The following is a 10,768-nucleotide window of genomic DNA, read 5'->3' as shown; positions in this document are numbered from 1 at the left end:
ATGCTTCGCCGTCAGCTGCAGGGAGTCCACCACGCGCAGCACCTCGTCGAAGTTGCGGCCCGTCGTCATCGGGTAGGATATCACCAGCTTGATCTTCTTGTCCGGGCCGATGACGTAGACATTGCGCACCGTCTGGTTGTCGGCGGGGGTGCGGCCTTCGGCGCTGTTGCCGGCCGAGGCGGGCAGCATGTCGTAGAGCTGCGAGACGGCCAGCGTCGGGTCGCCGATCATCGGGAAGTTCGGCGCCATGCCTTGCGTCTCGGCAATGTCTTTCGCCCAGCCGGCATGCTTGTCGACCGGGTCCACGGACAGGCCGATGACCTTGACGCCGCGTTTGTCGAATTCGGGCTTGAGACGGGCCATATAGCCGAGCTCGGTGGTGCAGACCGGCGTGTAGTCCTTGGGATGCGAGAAAAGGATGCCCCAATCCTTGCCCAGCCATTCATGGAAGGAGATCGGGCCTTGCGTGGTGTCGGCGGTGAAATCGGGGGCGATGTCTGCGATACGGAGTGACATGGTTGCGTTCCTTTCCGGTTGGAATTCGATTGCGGCGCTAAATTAGGAAATCTATGTTCCGCCAGCGTTCCCCGGCGTTCCCTGCCTGGAGACGGTCTTGCTGGTGGTGCTTCAATGCGGATTTCGATCCATCTGCTCGGTCGCTTCGCCGTCAGCGTCGATGACCGGCCGATCCCGGCGGCGGACTGGCGGCGTGACCGCGCCGCGGCGCTGGTCAAGCTGCTCGCGCTGAAGCCCGCGCATCGAGTACATCGCGAGCAGGCGATGGAGACTTTCTGGCCGGACGCCGACCCTGAGGCGGCAGGCGCCAGCCTGCGCAAGGCCGTGCATTTCGCGCGCCGCGCGCTCGGTGCGCACGACCTCATCACGATCGGCAACGACATCATCGCGCTTGCACCCGATGCCGAGCTCGAGATCGATATCGAAGGCTTCGAGGCCGCCGCCAAGACGGCGCTGCGCGGCAGCGAAAAAAGTGCTTTCGAACGCGCCGCCGACCTCTATGGCGGCAGGCTCCTGCCGGACGATATCTTCGTCGAATGGCTCGACGCCCCCCGCGCGCAGCTGCAGCAGCGCTACAGCGACCTGTTGCGGGCCGGCGGTCTCTGGCAACGGCTGATCGCGCTCGACCCGGCCGACGAGCAGGCGCAATGCGCGCTGATGCAGACGGCGCTCGACGCCGGCAACCGGGTCGAGGCGATCCGCCAGTTCAACCAGCTTCGCGACAATCTGCATGCCGAGCTCGGCGTGGGCCCGAGTGCCGCGACCATCGCGCTTTACGAGAAAGCGCTGGCGCTTTCCGGCGCGGAGACGGTCAACCCCTCGGAACGCATCCGCACCTCGCTGGCCTGGGGCCTGGTGCACCTGCAGAGCGGCGAGTTCGACAAGGCAAGCGAGATCGCACGGCAGACACGCGATCTGGCGCTGGGCGCCGACCTGCCGCGCGAGGTTGGAGAGGCGAGTGCGCTGCTGGGCATCGCATCGATGATGCAAGCCCAGTGGCCGCAACTGTTCCGGTCCGAATTCATCGAATGGGTCCGCGCCAAGCCGACCTTTGTGCAACATGTCTTCGATGGGCATCTGTGCCTCTCCGAGTTCTGTCTGTGCAGCGCCAAAGGTCATGCCGAAGTCGCGGGACTGGCCCAGGAGCTGCTCGCCGTCGCCGAAGAAGCGCAATCGAAAGCGGGACGCGGCCTCGCCTGCCTGCTTCTTGGCGAGGCTTCGCTCTTTTCAGGCGAGCTCGACAGGGCCGAACAATTCCTCACCGAAGCAGAGCGGCTGCTGCTCGCGGCGGATGCGGTCGCCGGCCGCGTTCTGGTCATCGAGCGGCTGGCCGAGATCGCCCTGGAGCGCGGCCAGAAATGGCGCGCCAGCCGGCTGATCCAGCGCGGCCTCGCCGATGCCGAACGCTCATGGCTCTCGCCGCATCTCATCATGCGCATGCAGGCGCTGGCCGTGCGGGCGGCATCGACGCCGAAGATGGTGGCCGAAGAGATCCTTGCCGGCGACAGGCTGTTGACGCCAGGCGCCTGCCAGCCCTGCTCGATGGGGCTGCGCACCGCTTCGGCGATCGCGCTTGCCGAAGCGGGCGAGTTGGAACAGGTCGACCGCCGCCTGAACGACGCTGAGCGTATCGCCGGCATGTGGCAAGGCGGCCCCTGGGCGGCAGCCCTTTGGGAAGCGCGCGGCGTGCAACGGCGGGCACAAGACAAGGAAGTGCGCGCGCTCGCCGCCTTCGAAGAGGCCGCCAGCCGCTACGAGGAACTCGGCCGGCCGCGCGACCAGGCCCGATGCCTGGCGCGAATGGGACATCACGGCTGAGCTTGCGCCGAAGGCCATTCGGCGGGATGGTATGGAAGGCAGCCGGGGGCGCTGGCAGGCCGGATATGCATGGCTGCTGGAAATCGAGATGGTGCGCGCTAGCCTGGCCCTTGTCGCCTTGGTTGCCCTGATGGGGCCGACAGAGGCGGACACGCGTGTGCCCCATCTATTCGACCGCTCGGATCTGGCAATCACTTATTCGGGTGAGTCCGACCTTGTGACCGCCTATACGACCGGAATGGCGCGCTATCGTCTGTTGCTCACCGGCGTCACCGGCACGGCCGATCTCGCCGCGCCGCTCGAACCGCTGGCATTGCGGCCAGAATTTCAGCAACGGACGTGGCGTTCGGCGGACGGCAGCCTGCTGCAGGGCTTTGCCGGCAAGGGCGGGTTCCGGTTGACCACGGGAAATTGCGTCGCCCGCATCTGCATGGCCAGCGAATGCAGCGAAGCCGGCTGGCCGCTTTATGCCTGCAGCGACGGGCGCAAGCGCAAGATGTCGGTCAAGAGCTTCGTGACGGCGACATTCGACGGTGTCCCTTACCGGCGGCTGAGTGCGCCGAAGGATCAATGATCTCCGGGCGCGCCGACTGGCCCTAAACCCTTCCTACTTCATCCGAAACGCCGCCTGCACCGCGCGGTTGACGGTCACCGGCAGGATCGACATGTGGTTCTCACCGGCGTGCAGCTCGAAGCTTGCGCCGAGACCAGGGATGGCGTCGAGCCGCGCGGCCATCAGGCGCGCGAATTCATCGGCGCGCGTCACTTTCTTGTGCTCCAGGCGCTTTTGCTCGTCGGCGGCGCCGATCTGGAACGGCGCCAGTTTCTCGGTTTCGTATTCGCCGGCGGACAGGATGATCTCGGCGCCGAGATTGCGAGGCACATCGGCCTCGAAAGCTTCGAGGAAGCGGTCAATGGCGCGATGCTCCCAGTAGATCGCCGGACTGGCCGCGATCCAGGTGCCGAAGGCACGCGGGCGGGTGAACAGCGCATAGAGCGCGAACAGGCCGCCGAAGGAATGACCGTAAAACGCTTGTCGGTTACGATCGATCTTGGCCAGGCTTGCCACGAACGGCTTCAACTCCTCCTCGATGAAGGCGAGGAATTTCTGCGCGCCGCCGGTGCGGACATCCGGGCCGCCGTCATGGAAGGGCGGATAGGTCTGGCCCGGCGGCGGGCCGAGGTCCCAGGAGCGTCGGAGCGGATCGTAGGCGCCGGCCACCGGATAGCCGATGGCGATGATGACGCCCCAGCCGACATTGCTGCCCGACGGATAGGAGGCCTGGGCGCGGACGGCATCGACCGCGGTGCCGATCACGGCGTTGCCGTCGGCCATGTAGAGCACCGGCCACCCGGCTTCGGGCGCCGGCTCCGGCGGCACATAGATGAACACCCGCCAGGGCTCGCCGCCATCGGCAGGCATGACATCGTGGATGGTGGTGTCGGCGATGAGGGCCGGCGTCGGCATCGTTTTCTCCCTGGCGACAAAATCAGCGGCGGCGCAGCAGCCACATCAGCACCGGACCGCCGATGAGCGTGGCGACGAGACCGGCCGGGATCTGGCGCGGGAAGATGGCCGTGCGGCCAATCCAATCGGCGCCGACCATGATCAGCGCCCCGGCAAGCACGGCGCCGATCGCCTGCGGCAAGGCGCGGGCAAGACCGAGACGCCGGGCGAGATGCGGCGCCATCAGGCCGATGAAGGTCAGCGGGCCGACAATCAGGGTCGACGCCGCGGTCAGCACGGCAACCATGAGCAGCACCAGCAGCCGGGTGCCGGCCACGTCGACGCCGAGAGAGCGCAACGCCGGCGTGCCCAGCGGCAGCAGGTCGAGCCAGCGGATGAACAGCGGCGCGGCGAGCAGCAGGCAAAGCGCGATCGATACCGTCAGCACCGCCGAGCCCGGATCGACACCATAGGTCGAACCGGTGAGCCAGTTGAGCAGGAGCATGGCGCGCGGATCGCCGGTGGCGGTGAGCACCAGGATCAGCGCATCGAAGAGCGCCGTCAGCGCGACGCCTGCAAGCAGCAGCCGTTCCGGCGCGTAGGCCGCGCGGCGGCCGATGGCAAGCACCGTGAGCAAGGCGGCGAAGGCGCCCGCCGCGGCGGCCGCGGTCTGCAATGGGCGCCCCGCGCCGGCGACGGAAAACATCGCCACCATCATGCCGAGCGCGGCGCCGGCGCTGATGCCCAGCACCTCCGGGCTCGCCATCGGATTGCCGGTGAGGCGCTGCATCATCATCCCGGCGAGCGCCAGCATGGCGCCGGCCGACAGTGCCGCGAGCACGCGCGGCCAACGCCAGGACAGCAAGGGCTGCAGTTGATCGCCGAAGGCGAAGCTCCAGCCATCGGGGCCGGGTCCGCACAACAGGGCGAAGGCAAGAAGAAGCAGCAAGGCGAGGCCGATCACTGCCAAAAGGATGCCGGGACGCCCTGTCCTGGGCAGACGCTCGGCGGCGAGCAGCGGCAGTTCGCCGCCCAGGCTGAGGCGAGGCAGCAGCCACAGCAGCAGCGGCGCGCCGAGCAGCGCGGTGATGGCGCCGGTCGGCAACAGGTCGCCCTGCGGTCCAGTCGCCAGTTGCACCGCCTGATCGGCGGCCCATAGCAAAGCGGCGCCCAGAAGCGGCGCCAGGATCAGCCTTTGGCCGAACCGGCGCCCGCCGCCGATGCGGGCGAGCGCCGCGGCCGCCAAGCCGACGAAGCCGATGACGCCGACGGCCGCGACGACGACGGCGATGAGCGCGACGGCCATGCCGAGACCGGCGAAGCGGTAGATGCCGAGCGGCACGCCGAGGCTGCGCGCGCCTTCGTCCTCGAGGCCGAGCAAGGTCAGCGGCCGGGTCATCAGGCCGATCGCGAGCGCGGCGATGCCGAGACGCGGCAGCAGCCACAGCGTGGTCACCCAGTCCTGCTGGCCGAGCGAGCCGGCGCCCCAGATGAAGAGGCCGGCCAGCCATTCATGGTTGAGCAACACCAGCGCCGCGCCGATCGCGCCGGCGTAGAGACTGACGACGAGGCCGGCCAGCACCACGGAAAGCGGCGACAGGTTCTTGTGCCAGGACAGCGCAAGCACGGCCGCAAGAGCGACGAAGGCGCCGGCAAGCGCCACCCATTCGCGGCCGAAGGCAAGCAGCGCGGGGGCGGCGAGCGTGGCCAATGCCAGCGCCAGATAGGCGCCGGCGGAAACGCCGACCGTTTCGGGCGAGGCCAGCGGGTTGCGCAGCACCTGCTGCAGCACCGCGCCGGCCAGGCCAAGTGCGGCGCCGCAGAGCAGGCTGACGGCAAGCCTGGGCAGGAAGGCATAGTGCACCAGCACTTGCCGCATATCGCCGATGTCGGGCCTGAACGCAGCTTCCAGCCACAGCGCCGACGGCAACTGAACGGACAGATTAGACATCGTTGCCGCCACGGCCAGAGCGGCAAGAGTGGCGCAGAGCAGGACGGCAACAAGCGGCCGATCGCGCCGGCCCATGTCCAAGCGTTCCGCGCGGGAGGGGATATTGCGCCTTCGTTCCGCGCTGGCCGCGCCGTCAGCCATGAGCGGTCATCGTCTCGGCAAGCACGCGCGCGAAGCGGGCGGCGGAGGGAAGCGCGCCGAACATCAGCACGGGCGGCAGGCGCATGATCGAGCGGTCGCGCACGAAGGGCATCGCGCTCCAGACCGGACTTTCGGTCAGCGTGCCGCCCGCCCCTGCCGGCAATGGCTCGAGATAGGCGAGGCGCGCGTCGTCGGCCGTCGCCAGGCTATCGATGCCGACGGTGGAAAAGCCCCAATAATTGGTCGCGGCGGTCCAGGCGTTGCGGATGCCGATGCGGTCGAACACGTCCTGGAACATGCTCATGCGGCCATAGACGCGCACATTGCGCGGATCCATGAAGGAGACGACATAAAGCGGCCGGGCGGCAAACGGCGCCAGCTCCCGCCTGACTTTTGCCAGGCTCGTCTCGGTCGCTTCGATCAGCGCCTCGCCTTCGGCTTCCCTTCCGACCAGTCCGGCGAGCTTTCGCGTCGCTTCGACGGCATTGCGATAAGGCTGCCCGTTCTCGATGTAGATGCCGATCGTCGTCACCGGCGCGACGCGCTCCAACAGCGGCTTGATGCCGTCGAGATAGGGGATGCTGAGGATGAGGTCGGGTTTGAGCTGCTCAAGAAATTCGAGATTGGGCTCGAGCAGTGTGCCGATATCGGCGACTTCCGGCGGCAGCGCCGGCTCGACCACCCAATCCTCCCAGACCTTGCGGTCGGCGATTGCGACCGGCTTGACGCCGAGCAGCAGCAAGGTCTCGGCCAGGCCGTCATCGAGGCAGGCGATGCGCGGCGGTTTCGTCGCCGCCGACACCGGGCGGACGCTCGCGAAAGGCAGCGCGAACAGGCCGAGCGCGGCACGCCGGGTCATGCGGCAACGCTGACGCACGCCGGTCCCCACCTCAGTCATCCGTACCTGCAAGGCCATGATTGCGCGTCACGATCCCCGCTCCTTTCCCGGCATGCCGATTTTCGAAACCGAACATCGGTGACCCGGTTGACTATGAAACATGAGTTCAATAGTCAACATTAAAAGATGATCAAATGAGTCATGATTTTATGCGGCTTGGGACGATGCCGCACATATCCAGCGAGAGGGGTATCGGGATGAGATCAGGCGTGGGTCCCAGGGCGAGCGGGCGCAGATGGACGAAGCCAGGTCTTCTGCTGGCGACGACATGCCTTTCGGCGCTCTTCTGCATTCCCGCTTTCGCCCAGGACAACGCGACCGAGCTCAGCCCCATCAAGATCGAAGGGCAGACCGACAGCCCGGTCGGCCCCGATGACGGCTATATCGCCAAGAACACCACCACCGGCTCCAAGACCGACACGCCGCTCAAGGAGATCCCGCGCTCGGTCTCGGTGGTGACACGCAAGGAGATGGACGACCGCCAGCCGCGGCAGCTGGAGGACACCCTCTCCTACACCGCCGGCGTCACCACCGCGCCATGGGGTATCGACGACCGCTTCGACCAGTGCCTGATCCGTGGCTTCGACATCTGCACCTCGGTGATCTATCGCGACGGCCTGCCGCAGAAGGTCGTCGACTTCTCCGGCTTCAAGATCGAGCCTTACGGGCTGGAGCGCGTCGAGGTGCTGAAGGGGCCGGCCTCGGTTCTCTATGGCGAGAACGAAGTCGGCGGCATGGTCAACGCGGTCACCAAGCGGCCGACGGAAAAGCCCATCTATGACGGCTTCCTCAGCTATGGCAGCTTCGACACGGTCGAAGCCGGGCTCGATGTCGGCGGCCCGATCGACGAGGCCGGCGTCTGGTCCTACCGACTGACCGGGCTCGTGCGCGACGGCGCCACCCAGATCGACTATTCGCGCAACGACCGCGTCTTCGTCGCACCGGCGCTGACCTGGCAGCCGGACGCGCAGACCTCGCTGACCATCCTCGCCAACTACCAGTGGGACCGGCTGTCGCCCGGCCAGTTCCTGCCTGTCGGCCTCGACACCAAGCTGCCGCGCAGCTTCTTCACCGGCTCGCCCGACTTCGACCGCTACGACACCAACCACGGTTCGATCGGCTACCAGTTCAGCCACGAATTCGACGAGCATTGGACCGTGCGCCAGAACCTGCGCTACGCGCAGCAGGATACCGACTACCGGCAGCTCTATTATGGCGACTGGCTCGGCGGACCGGGCATGATCGACGACCATACGATGGCGCGCACCCTGTTCACGGTGGACGAGACTGCGCGGCTGTTCAGCGTCGACAACCAGGCCGAGTACAAGGCGAATTTCGGGCCGGTCGAGAACAAGCTGCTCGTCGGTCTGGACTACAACAGACAGTCGGTGGATGGCATCAATCATTATGGGCAGGGACCGGACCTCGACATCCTGAACCCGGACTATTCGATCCCGATCACGCCGCCGGCCGGCGTCCTGGTCGACAGGGCGGAGACGATCGGCCAGGTCGGCCTCTATGCGCAGAACCAGTCGAAGATCGCCGATCATTGGATCCTGACTTTCGGCGGCCGGCAGGCCTGGGTCGACCACACCAATGACGACCGCTCCGGCGGCAGCGGCAGCTACGACCAGAACGACCATGCCTTCGTCAGCAATGTCGGTGTCGGCTATCTCTTCGACAGCGGTGTGACGCCCTATGCCAGCTACGCCGAATCCTTCACCACCAATATCGGCCAGAGCCAGTCGGGCGACGCGTTCCGCCCCTCGCAGGGCAAGCAGTATGAGGTCGGGGTGAAGTACGAGCCGAGCTTTTTCCCTGGCTTCATTACCGCTTCGCTGTTCGACATCCGCAAGACCAATGTCGTCACTTATGCCGGCGGTCCGTTCCAGGTGCAGACCGGCGCGGTGCGCCACCGCGGTCTCGAAGTCGAGGCCAATGCCGACCTGACATCCGGCCTCTCGATGACGGCGGCCTACACCTATCTCGATGCGGAGATCACCAACGACGCCCCCGACGTGATCGGCAACCGGCCGTCGCTGGTGCCTGAGCATCAGGCTTCGCTGTGGGCAAATTACGAGGTCGGCAGCGGCATGCTGGAAGGGCTGAGCTTCGGCGCCGGCGTGCGCTACATCGGCTCGAGCTTCGGCGACAATGAGAACAGCATCAACGTCCCTGCATACACGCTGGTCGATGCCGCGCTGCGCTACAAGAAGAACGGCTGGCAGGCGGCACTCAATGTCTCGAACCTGTTCGACAAATCCTATTATTCGACCTGCTACGGCCAAAGCTGCATCTATGGCGAGGGGCGGGTGATCAAGGGCAGCTTGAATTTGAAGTTCTAGGCACCGGCGCGTATCCGGCTCATGCATGGTTGCGTGGGCCTTGCCGCGCGTGGCATCTGTCGGCCGATGACACGCAAACCCCCACGACAACCTCCCGAGCCCGCGCTGCGACCCACCGGCGGGAAGGTCAGCCTCAACCGGGCGCTGTCAAAGCTCGGGCTCTGCTCGCGCAAGCAGGCCGAGCTGCTGATCGCCGAGGGCCGCGTGCGGGTGGGCGGCAAGGTGGCGCGCGACCCTGCGCTGTGGGTCGATCTCGAGCGCGACAGCATCGCCGTCGACGGCGAGCGCATCGCCGCCGAGCGCAAGGTCTATCTCATACTCAACAAGCCGCGCGGGCTGGTCACCACCCGCGACGACCCCGAGGGTCGCGGCACGGTCTATGACTGCCTGGAAGGGCTCGACCTGCCCTTCGTTTCGCCGGTGGGCCGGCTCGACAAGGCGAGCGAAGGTCTGCTCCTGATGACCAACGACACGCGCTGGGCGAACGGGCTGCTCGACCCCGCCTCGCATGTCGCCAAAACCTATCACGTGCAGATCGCAGCCGCACCAGACGAGGCGATGCTGGAACGCTTTCGGAACGGCGCAGAAGCGGATGGCGAGTTGCTGACGGCAAGTTCGATCGCGCTGTTGCGCAGCGGCGGCCGCACGGCCTGGCTGGAGATCGTGCTCGACGAAGGCCGCAACCGCCAGATCCGCCGCCTGCTCGGCGCTTTCGACATCGAGGTTCTCAGGCTGGTCCGGGTGGCGATCGGTGGCCTTCAGCTCGGCGAGCTTGCCAAGGGTCAGGCGCGGCATCTGACGGACGAAGAGCTGGCGATGCTTGTTGCTTAATGGCTGCGCCCCGAACTTCGTCATCCCCGGGTCTGCGCGTCCGCTTCGCTCCCGCTCCGCCCGTGGATGACGACCTCACGAGCGTTTCGGCTAACCGCCAAAGTCTATCTGCTATCAAGCCGGACTATTTCTGGTTCCAACGGCGGACGACCGGTTCGGTCAGGTCGTGCTCGTAGCCGAGGACGCTGAGGCTTGCGGTGTCGAGCACGAAATGCTCGCCGCCTTCCGGCGGCAGGCCGACCCAGCGTGCCGCGAAGACGCGCAGGAAATGGGCGCTGGAGAAGATCAGCGCGTTGCGGGCGACTGCCCGTATTCCGGCGATGATCGCATCGGCCCTGGCGCCGACATCGGCGGCCTGCTCGCCGCCCGGGCAGCCGTCGCGAAACACGTTCCAGCCGGGGTGCTTGGCAATGATCTCTTTCGTCGTCACGCCTTCATAGGCGCCGTAGTCCCATTCCTGCAGATCCGGCTTCTTGACGGCGCGCTCGCCGAAGCCGGCGAGCCGGCAGGTGTCGAAGGCGCGCTGCGAGGGGCTCGACCAGACAGCCTGGAAAGTCAGGCCCTTGAGACGCTCGGATAGGCCGCGCGCGGCCTCTTCGCCTTTCGCGGTCAGCGGGATGTCGGTGCGTCCGGTATGCCTGCCGGAGGCGCTCCACTCCGTCTCGCCATGGCGGACAAGATAGATTTCGGGAAACGCACTGCTCATCGACCGCCCTCTCGGCTGAATGTTTCGCCGAGAATCCGGCTCGCGCACCCTATGCGGCGGCCGGCAAAAAGAACAGGCCGCGGCTTAGCCGCGGCCTGCACAGGCTTGGGAGGGG

General features: G+C 66.6%; 9 protein-coding genes. 4 read left to right on the top strand and 5 right to left on the bottom strand.

What is annotated here, in order from left to right:
* A partial coding sequence (locus tag KVT37_RS17895) for a redoxin domain-containing protein (protein ID WP_217575388.1) occupies positions 1-516 on the bottom strand: 516 nt, incomplete at its 3' end.
* 114 nt (positions 517-630) lie between these two features.
* On the opposite strand from KVT37_RS17895, the gene KVT37_RS17890 reads away from it, so the two are divergent.
* Together KVT37_RS17890 and KVT37_RS17885 are read left to right on the top strand one after the other, a co-directional pair.
* Positions 631-2,334: a BTAD domain-containing putative transcriptional regulator gene (locus KVT37_RS17890; RefSeq protein WP_217575386.1), complete on the top strand. Its 1,704-nt coding sequence runs from the start codon at positions 631-633 to the stop codon at positions 2,332-2,334.
* A gap of 31 nt (positions 2,335-2,365) precedes the next feature.
* A complete protein-coding gene (locus KVT37_RS17885) occupies positions 2,366-2,908 on the top strand; it encodes a hypothetical protein (protein WP_254634092.1) in 543 nt (180 codons plus the stop codon).
* A gap of 33 nt (positions 2,909-2,941) precedes the next feature.
* On the opposite strand, the gene KVT37_RS17880 is transcribed toward KVT37_RS17885, so the two are convergent.
* The 3 genes from KVT37_RS17880 to KVT37_RS17870 are packed head-to-tail and all read right to left on the bottom strand — an operon-like array spanning position 2,942 to position 6,732.
* Positions 2,942-3,802: an alpha/beta hydrolase gene (locus KVT37_RS17880; RefSeq protein ID WP_217575384.1), complete on the bottom strand. Its 861-nt coding sequence runs from the start codon at positions 3,800-3,802 to the stop codon at positions 2,942-2,944.
* A gap of 22 nt (positions 3,803-3,824) precedes the next feature.
* Complete coding sequence (fhuB, locus tag KVT37_RS17875; protein WP_306796968.1) at positions 3,825-5,807, bottom strand: Fe(3+)-hydroxamate ABC transporter permease FhuB; 1,983 nt, start codon at positions 5,805-5,807, stop codon at positions 3,825-3,827.
* A gap of 58 nt (positions 5,808-5,865) precedes the next feature.
* Entirely contained in the window at positions 5,866-6,732 is an 867-nt protein-coding gene (locus KVT37_RS17870) for an ABC transporter substrate-binding protein (RefSeq protein ID WP_217575380.1), read from the bottom strand.
* A 236-nt stretch (positions 6,733-6,968) separates the two neighbouring features.
* Here KVT37_RS17870 and KVT37_RS17865 point away from each other — a divergent pair, with 236 nt between their 5' ends.
* Together KVT37_RS17865 and KVT37_RS17860 are read left to right on the top strand one after the other, a co-directional pair.
* Positions 6,969-9,116 carry a TonB-dependent siderophore receptor gene (locus KVT37_RS17865; protein ID WP_217575378.1) on the top strand — a complete coding sequence of 716 codons (2,148 nt, stop codon included), beginning with the start codon at positions 6,969-6,971 and terminating at the stop codon, positions 9,114-9,116.
* A 66-nt stretch (positions 9,117-9,182) separates the two neighbouring features.
* Entirely contained in the window at positions 9,183-9,947 is a 765-nt protein-coding gene (locus KVT37_RS17860) for a pseudouridine synthase (protein WP_217575376.1), read from the top strand.
* A gap of 124 nt (positions 9,948-10,071) precedes the next feature.
* On the opposite strand, the gene KVT37_RS17855 is transcribed toward KVT37_RS17860, so the two are convergent.
* Positions 10,072-10,653, bottom strand: a complete 582-nt coding sequence (locus tag KVT37_RS17855) for a histidine phosphatase family protein (RefSeq protein WP_217575374.1) — start codon at positions 10,651-10,653, stop codon at positions 10,072-10,074.
* Between the last annotated feature and the right edge of the window lie 115 nt (positions 10,654-10,768).

The sequence above is a fragment of the Mesorhizobium sp. GbtcB19 genome, from assembly GCF_019091085.1.
Lineage (GTDB): Bacteria > Pseudomonadota > Alphaproteobacteria > Rhizobiales > Rhizobiaceae > Mesorhizobium.
This window is presented reverse-complemented; position numbering and strand designations above follow the sequence as displayed.

Excerpts from the sequence above, each read along its gene's own strand:
- fhuB (WP_306796968.1), bottom strand. The coding sequence starts at position 5,807 with ATGGGCCGGCGCGATCGGCCGCTTGTTGCCGTCCTGCTCTGCGCCACT.
- KVT37_RS17860 (WP_217575376.1), top strand. The coding sequence starts at position 9,183 with ATGACACGCAAACCCCCACGACAACCTCCCGAGCCCGCGCTGCGACCC.
- KVT37_RS17865 (WP_217575378.1), top strand. The coding sequence starts at position 6,969 with ATGAGATCAGGCGTGGGTCCCAGGGCGAGCGGGCGCAGATGGACGAAG.
- KVT37_RS17890 (WP_217575386.1), top strand. The coding sequence starts at position 631 with ATGCGGATTTCGATCCATCTGCTCGGTCGCTTCGCCGTCAGCGTCGAT.
- KVT37_RS17855 (WP_217575374.1), bottom strand. The coding sequence starts at position 10,653 with ATGAGCAGTGCGTTTCCCGAAATCTATCTTGTCCGCCATGGCGAGACG.
- KVT37_RS17885 (WP_254634092.1), top strand. The coding sequence starts at position 2,366 with ATGGAAGGCAGCCGGGGGCGCTGGCAGGCCGGATATGCATGGCTGCTG.
- KVT37_RS17880 (WP_217575384.1), bottom strand. The coding sequence starts at position 3,802 with ATGCCGACGCCGGCCCTCATCGCCGACACCACCATCCACGATGTCATG.
- KVT37_RS17870 (WP_217575380.1), bottom strand. The coding sequence starts at position 6,732 with ATGACCCGGCGTGCCGCGCTCGGCCTGTTCGCGCTGCCTTTCGCGAGC.